Source organism: Anabaena azotica FACHB-119 (assembly GCF_014697625.1).
Taxonomy (GTDB): Bacteria; Cyanobacteriota; Cyanobacteriia; order Cyanobacteriales; family Nostocaceae; genus Trichormus; species Trichormus azoticus_A.
Genome location: NZ_JACJSG010000025.1, coordinates 1 through 16,552, shown reverse-complemented (window position 1 = coordinate 16,552; position 16,552 = coordinate 1). Strand labels below are relative to the sequence as shown.

The window sequence follows — 16,552 nt, the reverse complement described above, 5'->3', positions numbered from 1 at the left end:
TCACCTATCACCTGTCACCTGTCACCTATCACCTGTCACCTGTCACCTATCACCTGTCACCTATCACCTGTCACCTGTCACCTATCACCTGTCACCTATCACCTGTCACCTGTCACCTATCACCTATCACCTGTCACCTATCACCTGTCACCTATCACCTATCACCTATCACCTGCCTTAACTTTGATACCCCAAACACAATACAATTATTGCTGATTGCGCTTGAGTAGTATTTGATGCAAACACAAGACAAGGTACAAGTCAATCCCATTGCTGAGGCGATCGCGTCCAGTCAAAAATATCTGCTATCGTTACAAAATCCGACGGGCTACTGGTGGGCGGAGTTGGAATCAAATGTCACCATTACATCTGAGGTGGTGTTACTCCATAAAATTTGGGGAACAGATAAAACTAGACCCCTACATAAAGTAGAAGCTTACTTGCGATCGCAGCAACGGCAACATGGAGGTTGGGAATTATTCTACGGCGACGGGGGAGAACTCAGCACATCAGTTGAGGCGTACATGGCGCTGAAACTCCTGGGTGTCCCAGCCACCGACCCAGCCATGATAAGGGCGCGGGAGTTTATTCTGCGGCGTGGTGGTATCAGCAAAACCCGCATCTTTACCAAGTTTCACCTTGCACTTATCGGCTGCTACAACTGGCGTGGTCTTCCTTCCCTCCCAGCTTGGGTAATGCTGTTACCCAAGGAGTTCCCAGTTAATATTTACGAAATGTCCAGTTGGGCGCGTTCTAGCACTGTCCCACTGTTAATAGTCTTTGACCAGAAACCTGTCTATCAAGTTAACCCAGCCATCACCCTTGATGAGTTATACGCCGAAGGTGTTGAGAATGTCCGCTATGAGTTACCCCGCAGTGGTGACTGGACAGATATCTTCCTCACTTTAGATGAAGGCTTTAAACTAGCTGAAAGTATTAATTTTATACCTTGGCGCGAACAAGGCATCAAAGCCGCCGAACAATGGATTATAGAAAGACAAGAAGCTACAGGAGATTGGGGCGGTATTATTCCCGCCATGTTAAATTCCATGTTGGCTTTGCGCTCTCTGGGTTATAACCCTAATGATCCCATAGTGGAACGGGGTTTACAAGCCCTTGATAACTTTGCCGTTGAAACAGCAGAGGAATACCGAGTCCAGCCTTGTGTGTCGCCTGTGTGGGATACAGCTTGGGTAATGCGGGCGTTTATTGACTCTGGGATGTCACCAGACCACCCAGCGATAGTTAAGGCGGGGGAATGGTTATTACAAAAGCAAATCCTCGATTACGGTGATTGGAATATTAAAAATACCCAAGGAAAACCAGGGGCTTGGGCGTTTGAATTTGATAATCGCTTTTACCCAGATGTAGATGATACGGCTGTGGTAGTGATGGCACTCCACGCCGCAAAACTACCTAATGAACAATTAAAACAGAAAGCTGGCGATCGCGCTTTGCAATGGGTAGCCTCAATGCAATGCAAACCCGGCGGTTGGGCTGCTTTTGATCTTGACAATGATCAAGATTGGCTCAATGCTATTCCCTATGGCGACTTAAAAGCCATGATTGACCCCAACACCGCAGATGTTACCGCCAGAGTGATAGAAATGCTGGGAGCTTGTAACTTAACCATAGACTCCCCCAACCTAGAACGAGCGCTGACATACCTATTAAATGAACAGGAAGCCGAGGGTTGTTGGTATGGGCGCTGGGGTGTAAATTATATCTATGGTACTAGCGGCGTTCTCTCTGCCCTAGCTTTAATTAATCCCCAAAAGTATCAACCCCAAATTGAACGCGGGGCTAATTGGTTAGTAAGTTGTCAAAATGCTGATGGTGGTTGGGGTGAAACTTGCTTTAGTTATAACGACCCCAGTTTGAAAGGTAAAGGTGATAGTACAGCATCACAAACAGCTTGGGCGATAATTGGCTTGATAGCAGCCGGTGAAGCTACAGGTAAATTTGCTCGTGACGCTATTGAACGTGGAGTTAACTATCTTGTCTCAACTCAACAGACTGACGGTAGTTGGTTTGAAGCCTATTTTACCGGAACTGGCTTTCCCTGTCACTTTTATCTGAAGTATCACTATTATCAACAATACTTCCCCTTAATTGCCCTTGGTCGCTATCAAGCATTAACAATTCAAAATTCAAAATTCGCGCATTAAAGACATTTTGCCTACGGCACGCTACGCGAACAGTTGGGGATTTAAACCCGAACTGAAAATTTGCTACGTACAGACGTAGGGGTCTTTAACCCTCGGAATTACGATAAGTTCGTAGTCAGCACTTCAGTGCTTTAGATCAGTACGTTGGGTTAACATCAGGAAACCCAACTTTTTTATGAAATTGCGATCGCCTGAACTTAACCATTTGAGTGAATATTGTCTTGACAATTTCTCCACCTCCTGCCACAAAGCATCTGTTTTCTATCAAGCAATTTGCTGTAATACCAATTCTCTGTAACAATGCACTTAATAAAATTTTGCACCTTTGCGTCTTAGCGCCTACCCTGCGGGAACGCCTGACGGCGAATGCGTGAGCTTAACAGATAGCAGTGTCAAGCAAAGCACTACTACAAACTGAGGTTTTAGCTTAATTTAGCACAGCCTCAAAATCCCTATCAGGTTGATAGTCTAGAAATTGACGCAAGTAATCTTAGAAAAAGCCAGAAAACGAACAATGCTATTGTTCGTTTTCTGGTTTATGTTCAGTAATTTGTCGGTGTAGTTCAGAGTCATTCATCCTTACAGATAACCTTAGTGCGTCAGCCCTAATTGTTATCTGTACCAATACCCAATTCCTAACTTACACCCGCGTAGCTTCTAATATGCGGGAGAAATAGAAGCGAGTTTTAGTAAACGCCTTTCTTTGAATAGCAAAACCGTTGCTTTCTAAAATCTTAATCACATCAGCTTCACGGTGCAGATAGGCGCGGGTGGTTTTACTTGGGCCAGGAAAGAAACTGCCAATTTTTTTGAGTAAAGCTAAAGCGCAGGTTTTAGGTGCAAAGCTGAGAATAATTCGAGACTGTGCTAAAGAACACAGATGAGAAATCATTTCATCAGCTTTTTCTTGGGGGTAGTGAATTAACACATCCAAGCAAATCACAGTATGATAACTACCACTCAAAGATTCCAAGTCCTGCACAGCAAATGTAGGATTTTCGGCATTTCCCAGGGTCTGTAAGGCTCTTTGCTTGCCTTCCTCTACCATTTTCTCAGAAATGTCGCTGGCATAGATTTTAGCGCCTGCTGTGGCTAGGGGAATGCTGAGACTACCCACACCACACCCAGCATCACAAATTGATAACTCTGCCAAATTACCATCATCTTTAAGCCAGCCGATGACCGTATCCACAGTTTGCTGGTGTCCATTGCGGATGTCGAGTTGGACTTTGTTGACTTCGCCATCGCCATAAATGCGTTTCCATCGGTCAAACCCCGTGGAATTGAAATACTCACGAACAATGGTTTTATCGTCGGCTGCGTTCATAAACTCAGATTTTTAAGGGTTCCCAATGCTTAAAATTATCATCCATAGGAACAATCAATTCAAAATTCGCCCATTCAAAATTCAAAATTAACAATTTCCCCATCTCCCCCACTCCCCAGCTTCCAGGGGCAGGTTTTTTACACTTCGCACTTTTTTCTTCCCCTATACCCCTACACCCTTACACCCCTACACCCTCATCTCCCCCCAGTACCCCAGGTACAAAATACACTGCTTGGTTAAAAAATATGATGAAAAGCTATGCCTAAAGGATATTTGCCGTTGGGAAATTGTTGATATAAACTGAACTCTCGGTTTTCCACAAGGATGGATAGGAAAATGACAACTACACAGACTATTTCTGCTAAACAAGACAAAAAATCAGCCAAAAAAAGACAACCGTCTTTTTTAAGTGCAGATATCGGCACACCTAGAGTACCCTTACGTAAGGTTAAAAAAATCCAACAAGAATATGAATTATTAAGTGACTGGAATCATGCCAGTTAGTTATTTTACTTCCATTCACATAGTTGAGGCAGTAATAATTACTAATATATTGTTGGTAGTGTCTCCAGGTGGTTTACCTTATCAATAGCAAGCGTCCCTGATGCAACCGCCGCACTACCAATGTCACTACAGCGTCCACAGTGGCAGCTTGTTATACAGAACGGACTATGGCCATTGTACCGGAGTTCTGAGGAGAAACTGGTGTGAGTTACTAAAAGGTAATAGATTTTGTGTATTTTGTACTTACTGAGGGACATCAAAAGCCAGGCTAGTAAGAATAAGTTCGCGGTTTACATCGTCAGGGTGATGAAGCAGACACCGAAATCCAGTTTCACAATTGTAATCAAGTTCCCTCTTGAAATTTCCATGAGACTTAATTATTTTTGGAATCTGTTTAACAACTGCTGAAAAATTTTTATTCCGGTTAAATATGATTAATGCAATTTTAGTATCTCGCCACGAAGTATAACCTAGTAGTTGATCAAGAGTCTCTTTTAACTTTTCTTCTCCACCCCAAAATTTGCATTCTGCTATAAAAATATTTCGATTGCCAGCACGGATTAATATATCTGTTTTACCCTGAAAATTAAAAGTTTCTCCAGTAGCTTGTCCCTCATAATGTCCATTTAGCTGGACGAGAAAATGTTGACGAAGGTCTTCTTCTCTCATGTCCTTGAAAGCTTTGGGACTTTTTTCCATAACCATTACCATATTATTAATCACAGAGAGGATATGTTCATATTCCTGCATATCCAAGGTAGGCTCTGGAATAAAAGGTGTTGTGCTTGCAGAGGGTCGAGGAATAGAAATCTTTCTGCGTACTGTTGGTACAACATAAGTCTCTGGTGTATTATCTCTTCGTCGCAAAGGATAACCTAAAGCTGCTACTAAATTTTGATCTTGCAAAAGTTTTTGTTGTCGAGATTCAAGCTTAGACTTTATCTTCGTGCGAATTGAGTTGTTAAAAGCTGAAACTTCTTGGTTGATATATCTTATATTTTCCCTAATTTTAGATAAATCTTGTTTAAATTGTGATTGAATCCTAATTATTTCTGGATGCCATTCTGTATATTCCAATATGATTTCATTATTATCTATTTGTGCTAATAAGGTATTATTAACATCCCCAATAAGGACAGAGGATTGATAGCTAAATAGCTCTTTTTCACCTTTAAACGGAATGAAGAAATTAAATTTAGTCCCTTTTTCCTGTGTATAACCTCTATAAGGATTCATTACAGGTACTAATGCTTCTTCTTGATCAGTAGTAATTTCATCTTCTAAAATTTCTAACATCTCAAATTTACAACTATTTTCATAAAAATCACACCAATTATCTAAACTTGTATTAAGTAAATTACTAGCATCAAGGTTATCTATATCTTGAAAAATTGACTCTAATTTTCCTCTCGAAAAAGAGCTAAATTGTCTACCTGAAAACAAAGCAAATTTATCTCTCGCCATACCAGTTTCTCCATAAATTATTCTACATTTTAATTTTGAGATATTTTTTAATTGCTTCATTGATATCTCAAAATTTTTAACCACAGCATCTTAAATCATTTTTTCCGTTAAAAACCTCCCTACCATCGTAGGTATATTTTTCTATCCTTTCAATAAATTGCCAACAGAAAAAATACTGCTACTGGGATGGACGCACCAGATGTGTAGACAATCGCCTAAAAAAATATTTCTGAATGTAATAATAATATCACTACATTCAGAAATTATCTAGTTTATATACCGAGAATTACTTATTAAGTAGTATTGTTTTACTCAACCGTCACTGATTTTGCCAAATTTCTTGGCTGATCGACATCCAAACCGCGACGGGCGGCGATGTGATAAGCCAATAGTTGCAAAGGTACTACTGTGAGGATGGGTGAGAGTAATTCATCTACAGAGGAAACGGGGAGTAAATCATTGAAGATTTCCCCAGCTTCGCCATCGCTAACTGGTGTTACGCCAATTAAGCGCGAATCTCTGGCTTTGGCTTCCTGGGCGTTGGAAATCACTTTTTCATACACAGTACCAGGAAAAGCGATCGCCACTACAGGCACTTTCGCATCTAACAAAGCAATGGGGCCATGTTTCATTTCCCCAGCCGGATAACCTTCAGCGTGAATATAGCTGATTTCTTTTAATTTCAACGCCCCTTCCAATGCTATGGGGAAATTAATTCCTCTACCCAAAAAGATAAAATCTTGAGTCTCTGCAAACTCATGGGCTAAATGTTCTGTCAATTTTTCCTGACTTTCCAAAGTCGCTTCAATTTCCTTGGGTATCTGGCGCAAGCCTTGAATTATATCTGCTAGTTTATCCGGCGCTACAGTCTGGCGATGATAGGCTAAATCTATGGCTAGGGCATAAAACGCCATCAGTTGGGCGACAAAGGTTTTAGTAGCTGCCACACCAATTTCAATTCCTGCCAAGGTGTTGATAATATGGGGTACAAGATGACCCAGGCTACTCTCTGGACGATTAGTAATACCCAAGAGTCGCGCTTGATATTTGGCTTCTTTACCTTGACGGCGTTCTTTCTCCATCGCCAAAGCTGCTAAGGTATCAGCAGTTTCCCCCGACTGCGTAACGCCGATAATTAATGTATTCGCTGTTGGCGGTGAGGGTGCATAACGATACTCTGAAGCATAATGTACCTGAGTGGATATTCCGGCTAATTGTTCAAGTAAATACTTTCCTATTAAAGCGGCGTGCCAACTTGTACCGCAAGCGACAATATGAATTTGTTCTAAGTCTGCGTAAAATTGTTCTGGTAAACCCAACTTAACTGGTGATTGGAATGACTCACCGCTATTGACTTCTGTATTAAAATATGCTTCTAAACTTGCTCTGACTACTCCTGGTTGCTCATAAATTTCTTTGAGCATAAAATGCTTGAATCCCTGCTTTTCTACCATCGTGGGACTCAAGTTCAATAACCGGGGTTGTTTTTTCAGCCTGTCGCCAGCAAAATTATAAATCTCCACTCCCAAAGGTGTCAGACGGGCAATTTCCCCATTCTCCAGGGGTAAAACGGCGCGGGTATGGGCAACGATCGCTGGCGTATCTGAAGCACAGAAAAACTCACCTTGACCAAATCCTATCACTAAAGGCGCTTGCTGACGCACAACAATCAACTCGTCGGGGTAGTCGGCGGAAATGGCGGCGATCGCAAATCCCCCTTGCAGGTGGCTAACAGCTTGACGTACTGCTTCCAGAAAGGAGTCAGCATTTTTTGACAATTCAGCTATCAGGTTAGGAATTACTTCCGTATCAGTTTCCGAACGAAACTCATACCCCTTCTGTTTCAGTTCTTCTCGTAACTCCCGGTAGTTTTCAATAATACCATTCTGGACAACAGCAATTCGCCTTGCGGTATCTAAATGGGGATGGGCGTTATGCTCCTCTGGTTTACCATGAGTAGCCCAGCGTGTATGACCGATGCCGATTTGAGACTGGGTTGCTAGTTGTTCTAGTTTAGAACGGAGGTTATGTAATTTGCCCTTTGCCCGGACACAGTGAACATCGCCTTCCCAAACCGTAGCCACACCAGCCGAGTCATAACCCCGATACTCTAACTTTTCCAGCCCAGATAATAAAATTTCTGTCGCTGCTTGAGTGCCGATATACCCAACAATACCACACATTGCTCACACCACCCTTTGCTCAGGATAATTAAATCCAGTATAGTCAACAGTTGACAATTGACAGTGGACAGTTGACAGTTGACAGTTAACAGATTTTTCCAAAGAAAAAGGAGCAGGTTTGCTCCTCTGGCCACTAGGTATTTTTATAAATTTCTCAAATTTTGTAGGATGGGAACGATCGCCTACTACTGGTAGAATGCGATCGCTACCCACCCTACAAAGCTAAAGACGCTTGCTATCGAAACAATTAATGGAGAGCAAAAAGGAATCGGCGGTTAATTCCTTAGTAAGCTAGACCCATGCTGCGAGTTGTTTCTGCACCCAGGTATACCCGCACACTTAAGAAGTCGGTGGGGCAAGCAGTTTCACAACGCTTGCAGCCTACACAGTCTTCTGTACGGGGTGAAGATGCGATTTGACCAGCTTTGCAGCCGTCCCAAGGAACCATCTCCAGAACGTCGGTAGGGCAGGCGCGGACGCATTGTGTGCAACCAATGCAGGTATCGTAGATTTTTACGGTATGAGACATTGAAAAAACGGCTCCTTTCCAGTGTTCTTTTCTGTGAAAGAATCATAATCAAGGCATAGTTTACCGCAGTCGCTCATCCACCGTAAGTAAAAGGCTACATAACTTTAAACAATGTAATAGGCACTCTTAAATTTGGTAATTTGCGAAGATTCTCTCTTTCCTTGGAAATCAGCTACATCACAGCCGCGTGTTTCCCTCATAGGTTCTCTAGGCTGCATAATTTATGTAAAGATATATGAAGCAGAAGTCTGGGTAAAAAGGGCAATTTGAGCTATCTATGGTAGTTATTACTTAATAGCTATGGATTGCTAAGTCAACCAAATTTGTAACGAATTTTTAAATCTTTAGCAAAATTTTAGAATTTGTGTATTCAAGCAGAAATAATTAATAATTATCTTGGTAGATAGCGAATTATCTTTAAAAAACCTCTCCTAACCTCTGCGCTAACCTCTGCGTTTAAAAAACAAGAATTTATTTGCCTCACGCAAAGGCGCAAAGGCACAAAGAAGAATAAAAGTTAATTTGAGAGTTTATATTTTGATTCAGCAATGCTATAAATTCAGGCTAAATTTTTCGATAAATGCTTGTAGTTCATCTCTTAAATTGCGAATGTACTCATCACCAGGGGCTATTGCTAAGGAGCGATTAAAGGCGACTAATGCTGCTTGTAAATGATTGATTGCTTCTGGTTTTTGGGATAACTGTAAAAGCAATTTACCCCAACTTTGTAAAGCTAAGGCTTTGTTGTTGAGAACATAGATATCGTTAGGAGCGAGATTGAGGGCTTGGTCGTAGGCGGCGATCGCGCTACTGTAAAATTGTATAGCTTGGGTATGCTGGGCAAGTTGTGTTTGCAAATCCCCTAATTTTGCTAAGGCACTCCCTTTGTTGTTGAGAGCATTGATGTAGTTAGGAGCAAGATTGAGGGCTTGGTCGTAGGCAGCGATCGCATCAGTGTAGGATTTTATGGCTTCGTTATAGTGGACTAGTTGTGTTTGCAAATCCCCTAAACTTTGTAACGCTGAACCTTTGTTACTCATAATTTGGATATAGTCAGGAGCGAGACTGAGGGCTTGGTCGTAGGCAGCGATCGCATCGGTGTAGGATTGTATGGCCTCTTTATAGTGGGCAAGTTGTGTTTGCAAATTCCCTAATTTTGCTAAGGCACTCCCTTTGTTGTTGAGAGCATTGATGTAGTTAGGAGCAACATTGAGGGCTTGGTCATAGGCGGCGATCGCATCGGTGTAGGATTTTATGGCTTCGTTATAGTGGACTAGTTGTGTTTGCAAATTCCCTAATTTTGCTAAGGCATTCCCTTTGTTGTTGAGAGCATTGATGTAGTTAGGAGCAAGACTGAGAGCTTGGTCGTAGGCGGCGATCGCATCGGTGTAAGATTGTATGGCTTCGTTATAGTGGGCAAGTTTTGTTTGTAGATTCCCTATACTTTGTAAAGCATTTCCTTTGTTATTAAGAGCATCTATTTGGTTAGGAAAGAGAGAGAGAGCTTGGTTGTAAGCGAAGACCGCATCAGTGTAGGATTGTCTGGCTTCGCTATACTGGGCAAGTTTTGTTTGCACATTCCCTAAATTGTCTAATGCTGAACCTTTGTTGTTGAGAATATAAATTTTGTAGTCAGTAGCGAGGTTCAAGGCTTGGTTGTAGGTGGAGATTGCATCATGGTAGGATTCTATTGCTTGGGTATGCTGGGCAAGTTTTGTTTGCAAATTTCCTAAACTTTGTAAAGTATTTCCTTTGTTGTTGAGTGTAGTGGTATGATCAGGGTTAATGCTTAATTCTTGGTTGTATGCAGCCACAGCTTCTAGATATTCTGTTTGCGCTGCTGGATGTTGAGCCAACTCGGCAAAATAATCACCTTCAGATTGCGATACTCTACCCAGTTGAGAATATTTGTTAATTATTAACTCATTCCTAACTTCCAAGAGTGAACGACATTGTTGATAACTACTCTTCTGCAATGCTTCCTCAAACACTTCTTTCCATTCATACACACCCCTTTGCCAATCTAAACGATTAGCATGATAAATTGCTTCTGCTACTTGTCCCTGTTGACGGTAATATCTTTCTAAAACAACATGAGCCTGTTGAGTAATTTTATTACCGTTTTCATAATTTAAACGACGCAACAAATCATGGATGCGATACCAATCTTCACCCAACTGTTCCACATCCCAAACAAAGGAAAATTCTGTCAGGATATCGAAGGCTGGTTTAGTATTAGAAAAATGCAATTCCTCAGCCAACAAACGGTAAATTTCAAAGTTAAATGAGCGACAAGCAGATAAAGCATGAACAGCATAACCAAATTCTCTATCTGCATATTTCAGCAGTAAGTTAATCAGGTATTTGGCTTTATTTAAAATCTCCGGTGTCTTGGGAAAATCCTCTGGTGTGAGGGTAACTCGTTGTTCTTGCGCCTGTAATATCACATCCGCAGACAAACCCAACAGCAAGGGATGTACTTGATTTCCTGTCACAGTAGCATAGGCGATCGCACTTCGGCGCAAAGTCTCATTCCCAATACCAGCACGTCGCAAATACACATCTGCATCAGTTGGTAAAAAATGACTAACTAACTGACTATCAATATATTGTTGTGGAATGGGAAAATTATCAGCTTCCTCCCAACGTGGTGCTTCCCTTCCCGCAATGACAGCCACTATCCCAGCTTGCAATTCCAACTCGGCTAAAAAATACCGCAGCCATTCATCCCTTTGAAAATATAGTATGCCTGTTTTTTGCCGTTGCTCACCCCAAAAGGCTTCATGAGTGTCAAAAAACAAGACTATTCTGGGTGGTGCGTTTTTTTGCGCCATCGCCGCATTCAAATCTTGTGCTAGATAGCGCGGTAATTCATTAATTAATTCGGTTTCCGCATCCATCCCACGAATTTCTTGTACATCAGCTTCTTTCAGTCCCCGTCGCTGTAAATACAAGCGAAAATTCTCACCCAAATGCTTATCAAAAATTCCCAAGACAGCCTTACCGATAGTTCCCCAAGAAGTATCGCTAACTGCATTCACAATTTCAATCAACAAGTCCATTTCTTCGGCGGGAAACAATTCTGCTAACTTCTCCCGTGTGAGGCGATTTTTTTGTTTAAGATACCAAACACAGGCAAAATCATACAAGGGAAACCGCAGGCGATAGTTTAATTCTGTCGCCGCCCGTGAAAGCGATCGCCTGAGCATCAACAAGCCATAAAATGGATCTTGGGGTTGGTCATCGCCATTTGGTGGTTGCCCAAAATCGTGTGGAATTGCGGGTACTTGTTCAAACTCCCAACTATCAGCAGACTCTATATAATTTGCTACTTCCGCCGCCGTTTTAGTTTGTAATTTCTGCCAAATATCTCCACGGAACTGCTTACAGCATTGAGTGCGTAAAAACTTCAGTAGTAAAGATTTGCCGTTACCACCATCGCCAGAAAAAGATAATATTTTCTCTGCTGGCTCATCATGCAAATAACCAGCGAAGACACGAGTTAATTCATGTCTATCTGTAAATAACTGTAATGCCCGATTGTTATTAGTGAGCGATCGCATTCTAAAATTAATACTCATGCCAGCAGAAATGTGACAATATGCCTATGGTCTTAATTTAGACGATTTAGGCTGATTTTTGATGATATGTGATTGTGGAGCGATCGCTAAAAAGCTAACACACCCTACTGGACTGTCTAGACTAAATTTGTGCATTAGCAAACTCTTGTGGGATGGGCATCTTGCCCGTCCAGTGCAGGCAAGATGCCTACACCACAAGAAAATTTTTTGCAACCTTTTAGCCTAGACACGCTAGTAGGGTGCGTCAGTATGAATATTTTCTTGGTATGGCTAGGGTTTCTCGTACTGACGCACCCTACTAACTGTCCCCTATCCCCTCTCACCTGTCCCCTATTTGTAGTGAATCATTAATTATAAGCTGAAAGTGGTGAGCGTGATTAGGCTGCTACGATATTATTTTTATAATGTAAACCAAATCACATGAACTCATGCAGCCAGATTCTTTACCAACCGAGGTAATTCTGACGCATCCACGTCGCTCCCTCGGTAAAGTCCAACTTGACTGGACACCCCAACCTGGAAACTATCTCGATTTTGAAGGTAAAACCTACGCAATTTTAGAACGTCGCCATAGATATCAACTCAAATCAGGACGTTATCGCCTGCATAACATCGCCCTCTACGTCCAGTCGGCTCAAAGACCAGTAGAAAAAAGCTTAGTAGCAGGACGCTGGGTAGTAGGTGATGCCACTTGTAGATACAATGCCCATTCAGAAATCATTCGCTGTGCAGTAAATCCCAACGGGCCTTGTGAGTCCTGTCGTTCTTATGAAAGCGCAGAACTCAATCCCCAAACGTAACCACCATCCCCATCCTGAAAAACCCAAAACCAAAGTAATTACCAATTACCCGCCTAACACCTCTCCCACAGTCAAACGTGTACCATTAACAAAATCCCATCCCGATTGAGGACGTTTGCCTGGTAGTTGAACCTCCCGTAATAATAACAGTCCCTCACCAGTTTGAGCGATCGCGCCGACTCCCTTGGTTATGCTGACTACTTCTCCAGGGCTACCCGATATACTTGACAAATCAGGCAGTTTTTGATATATCTTTTGCAGTTCTAGTGGTAGCTCATCCCTGTAAGCAGCACCAAGGGGAAGGGTGGCTGTAATCTTCAGAGGTTGGTTACGGAAGGTAGTCGTACAATTTGGGTAAAATCCTCTAATTTGATTGTGCAGTTGCCAAGCGCTTCTCGACCAATCTAAGCCATAATCTGGCTTTTGAATTAAAGAGGCATAAGTCGCGGCGGCGTTATCTTGGGGAATTGGTTGAATTTCCTGGCGCTGTAACTTCAGTAATGTTTCTATCAGTAAATCCCCACCAATGACAGATAATCTTTGAGCTAAATCATCAGCATTATCGAGCAAGCCTATGGGTGTAGTGGCTTTAAGTAGCATCGCCCCAGTATCCATCCCCGCATCCATCAACATCGTCGTGATCCCTGTTTCTGTGTCCCCGTTGTACAGACACCATTGAATCGGTGCTGCACCCCGGTATTGGGGCAAAATTGAACCATGTACATTCACCGAACCCAATTTTGGCATATCGAGAATTTTCTGTGACAGAATTTGCCCATAGGCAACCACAACAAAAGCATCCGCCTCTAATTGCTTGAGTTGAGTCAGGGTTTGCGTATCTTTTTTAATCCTTTCGGGTTGCCATACTGGTAAATTGTGTGCGATCGCCACATCTTTTACAGGTGAAGGTGTTAATTTATTCCCCCGCTCTCGGCGTTTGTCCGGTTGAGTTACAACCCCTAAAACCTCAAATTGGTTATTTTCTAACAATTTCTCTAAAGTAGGAACTGCAAATTGTGGTGTACCAAAAAATACTATTTTCATTAGTCAATAGTCCATAGTCAATAGTCCATAGTCCATAGTCAATAGTCCATAGTCAATAGTCCATAGTCAATAGTCCATAGTCAATAGTCCATAGTCAATAGTCCATAGTCAATAGTCCATAGTCCATAGTCCATAGTCATTAGTCAATAGTCCATAGTCAACTGTCAACTGTTAACTGACAACTGTTAACTGACAACTGTCAACTGTCAACTGACAACTGTCAACTGTCAACTGACAACTATCACCTACCCCCATGCACTTTTTATGAGCAACTAATAATTGAATATACGGTGGCAAAACTTAAATTTTCTTGGTAAACTTATCACAAAGTTAACTGGCAGCTATACGGCTAGTAGTTGTATACACTGTTAGTAATTGTCCTGATTTGGCTACGTCTACCAATTTAATAATCGTAATTATAGTTCTTGCTATTGTGGCTAATACTATAGTTACGTGGTGAAAACTACAATAGCAGTTTCTACCTGATGGTGTGTGCTAAAGTTGTTTTGCAAGTAATATATCTTGTGCGTCAGCTTTCTCAATTTTTAAAGTAACGCCTCACATAATCCATTATCAGGGTCTGTACTGTCATCGCGGATGTTAACAGAGTAGCTGAATTATAGCTAGCTGTTAATCATACTAGCCTAACAGTTCAGTCATCAAGTCTTATTTTGAGCTATCAAACCTAGCTCAAACAATCCCTTCAATGCACTTTATTTGAAGTGCAGTAAATTCCTATTTTAAGTAAAAACTCGGCAGTAAATCTGCTGGTATTTTTTGGTGGCATATCTATTCAGTAAAAACCCCTAGTTTAAATGACAAGGTGTAAAGAATGAAACGATGTTTTTGTAAAAATCTGCTAATAAAAAAAAATAATTTTATTTGATCTAGTTAAATCCGTGAGTTTGTTGTTATACCTGTAATCAACAGCCAGCTTCCTTAGTCAAATAGACTTTGCTCCTCACACAGCAACCGCCCCTCTGGAGAGTCCTACCCATGCTTAAACCCCTCTTGCTGTCAGGATGGTTCCGCGTGCAACCATTTCTTAACTATGTTGTTGTTATACTGTTGATTGCTCCCTTAGTAGCGGCATCAGGTCATTCTAGTTCAGCCAAGCCAACCAAAGCGTTTGCTAAAACTGGCGCTGAAGCGGAGACACCTGATACTCAGCCACAGGAAGCGGCTACCATTAATGAACCAAACTTGGCGCAAGACTTAACAGCAAGCCAAACAAACTCCAGTACCAGAGAACTAGAGAGTTTGCCACAGCAAACGGTAATTGCCCAGCCGCAAATACCAGCCGACAATTTAGAGTCTTTACTAGCGAAAAAATATTCCCAATCAAACGAACTTCTAGCAGCAGTGGAACTTGCACCAATTCCACAGTTAAGAGCAAGTGAACAACTGACAAATATTCATATCCAGACACTCACAGAAAAAGACAAAGTAATTTTGAATGCAGTGTCTAAAGCTCATTCATTAGTGGCGGGTCAGGTAGCATCTAGCTTGATGGAACCATCCACACCAAATGCCACCCCAGACATATCAGTTGAGGAACCCCCAGAGGGAGTAGAACAAACAGATCCCATTGGTAGTCCTCATCCAATTCCCTGGAAATGGATTTTGGCAACTCAACAAGCCATTGGTGGTAAAAGCGGTTCGGGAACGCGCTATTATCGCAGCTTACCTGTAGTTTCTCCTGATGGTAAATATGCGGTTTACAGTCGGGTACAAATTGAAGTAAAACCCGAAATGCACAACACCAGAGTCAATAGTGTTCTGTTTGTGGAAGATAGGGAAACCAAGAAACTGCGGGTGTTGGCTGCGACAACTATGACGACTGATCCCCTGTTAAATAAACAGGAAGTATCAGCAGAACCAGCCGAGGGTGATGGAAAAATAGGGGTATTAGTTCCTGTAAGTTGGTCAGAAAAGAGCGATCGCTTTTTAGCGCGTAAGTTTGAAGGGATATTCAACACAGGGGATTCCACAGATCAGGCTGTGATTTGGGATCGCCAAAAGAATCAAACTAATACAGTTGCACCAGCACAACCAGAAGACAACCACGAGAAAATCGCGGTGTTATTAGGTTGGAGTAAAAACGAACCTGATCATGTCATCTTCCGTGCTGGTGAAATGGGCGAAGAAGAATGGCCTTTAGTAAAAGTGGCGATCGATGGTAAAACAGCAGCGACAACAGAAAAAGACCAGCCAATTACCTATGGTAACAAGCTGACACAAATCTGGGCAGAACCACAAGTGGCTTCTCGTTAATTAGTAGACAATTTGATCAGATCCCGTTGTCGCTAGCGTTGATGACGGGAATTTTTTTTGATTACTGATGAATTAGGCTGGAGTTATCAGAAAAATGGGTTTAAAACCCCGTCGTTCTACGACGGCTTTATGCTTTTTGTGATAGCATAAGCATGTGGTTAATTGGTCGATATCCATGATTGTCTACGAGTTCAAAGTCAAAGGAAAACAGCAGCAATATCAGGCAATAGATGAGGCGATACGTACTAGTCAATTCATTCAAAACAAGTGCTTGCGCTACTGGATGGATAACAAAGACTCAAAGGTAGATAAGTATGCGTTAAATAAATACTGCGCTGTATTAGCGGCGGAATTTCCCTTTGCTGATGAACTAAATTCAATGGCTAGACAGTCTGCTGCCGAGCGTTCTTGGTCGGCGATAGCTCGATTTTACGATAACTGCAAGAAGAAAATTAAGGGTAAGAAAGGTTTCCCGAAGTTTAAGAAAAACTGCCGTTCAGTTGAATATAAATCATCTGGATGGAAACTTTCTGATACCAGAAAAGCTATAACTTTCTCTGACAAGAAAGGTATTGGTACTCTCAAACTAAAAGGAACCTATGACCTTAATTACTATGACATTAAACAAATTAAACGTGTGCGATTAGTCCGTCGTGCTGATGGTTACTACGCTCAATT

At 41.8% G+C, this 16,552-nt stretch carries 10 protein-coding genes and 1 pseudogene; 5 read left to right on the top strand and 6 right to left on the bottom strand.

Going from position 1 to position 16,552, the window contains the following annotated elements; translation table 11 throughout:
* Positions 1–236: 236 nt before the first annotated feature.
* Entirely contained in the window at positions 237–2,168 is a 1,932-nt protein-coding gene (gene shc / locus H6G83_RS18250) for a squalene--hopene cyclase (protein ID WP_190474866.1), read from the top strand.
* A gap of 640 nt (positions 2,169–2,808) precedes the next feature.
* Here the strand turns inward: shc and bchM are convergent.
* The gene (bchM, locus tag H6G83_RS18245) at positions 2,809–3,495 is read right to left on the bottom strand and encodes a magnesium protoporphyrin IX methyltransferase (RefSeq protein WP_190474864.1); all 687 of its coding nucleotides are present in this window, start codon (positions 3,493–3,495) and stop codon (positions 2,809–2,811) included.
* 336 nt (positions 3,496–3,831) lie between these two features.
* Between bchM and H6G83_RS18240 the strand changes: the two genes are divergently transcribed.
* Positions 3,832–3,999, top strand: a complete 168-nt coding sequence (locus tag H6G83_RS18240) for a hypothetical protein (RefSeq protein ID WP_190474862.1) — start codon at positions 3,832–3,834, stop codon at positions 3,997–3,999.
* 243 nt (positions 4,000–4,242) lie between these two features.
* On the opposite strand, the gene H6G83_RS18235 is transcribed toward H6G83_RS18240, so the two are convergent.
* The 4 genes from H6G83_RS18235 to H6G83_RS18220 form a co-directional block, all read right to left on the bottom strand.
* Entirely contained in the window at positions 4,243–5,523 is a 1,281-nt protein-coding gene (locus tag H6G83_RS18235; RefSeq protein ID WP_242044663.1) for a hypothetical protein, read from the bottom strand.
* Positions 5,524–5,771: 248 nt separating this feature from the next.
* Positions 5,772–7,646: a glutamine--fructose-6-phosphate transaminase (isomerizing) gene (gene glmS / locus H6G83_RS18230; protein WP_190474860.1), complete on the bottom strand. Its 1,875-nt coding sequence runs from the start codon at positions 7,644–7,646 to the stop codon at positions 5,772–5,774.
* Between the two features lie 283 nt (positions 7,647–7,929).
* Positions 7,930–8,175 carry a photosystem I iron-sulfur center protein PsaC gene (psaC, locus tag H6G83_RS18225; RefSeq protein ID WP_067775192.1) on the bottom strand — a complete coding sequence of 82 codons (246 nt, stop codon included), beginning with the start codon at positions 8,173–8,175 and terminating at the stop codon, positions 7,930–7,932.
* Between the two features lie 551 nt (positions 8,176–8,726).
* On the bottom strand, positions 8,727–11,756 hold the full coding sequence (locus H6G83_RS18220; RefSeq protein WP_190474858.1) for a tetratricopeptide repeat protein: 3,030 nt from the start codon (positions 11,754–11,756) through the stop codon (positions 8,727–8,729).
* A 428-nt stretch (positions 11,757–12,184) separates the two neighbouring features.
* Between H6G83_RS18220 and H6G83_RS18215 the strand changes: the two genes are divergently transcribed.
* Entirely contained in the window at positions 12,185–12,556 is a 372-nt protein-coding gene (locus H6G83_RS18215) for a DUF6464 family protein (protein ID WP_190474856.1), read from the top strand.
* 45 nt (positions 12,557–12,601) lie between these two features.
* Here H6G83_RS18215 and fmt read toward each other — a convergent pair whose 3' ends face one another.
* The gene (fmt, locus tag H6G83_RS18210) at positions 12,602–13,600 is read right to left on the bottom strand and encodes a methionyl-tRNA formyltransferase (RefSeq protein ID WP_190474854.1); all 999 of its coding nucleotides are present in this window, start codon (positions 13,598–13,600) and stop codon (positions 12,602–12,604) included.
* A gap of 996 nt (positions 13,601–14,596) precedes the next feature.
* On the opposite strand from fmt, the gene H6G83_RS18205 reads away from it, so the two are divergent.
* A complete protein-coding gene (locus H6G83_RS18205; protein ID WP_190474852.1) occupies positions 14,597–15,874 on the top strand; it encodes a hypothetical protein in 1,278 nt (425 codons plus the stop codon).
* Between the two features lie 175 nt (positions 15,875–16,049).
* Positions 16,050–16,552 (top strand): annotated as a pseudogene (locus H6G83_RS18200) (RNA-guided endonuclease TnpB family protein); the annotation flags it as partial.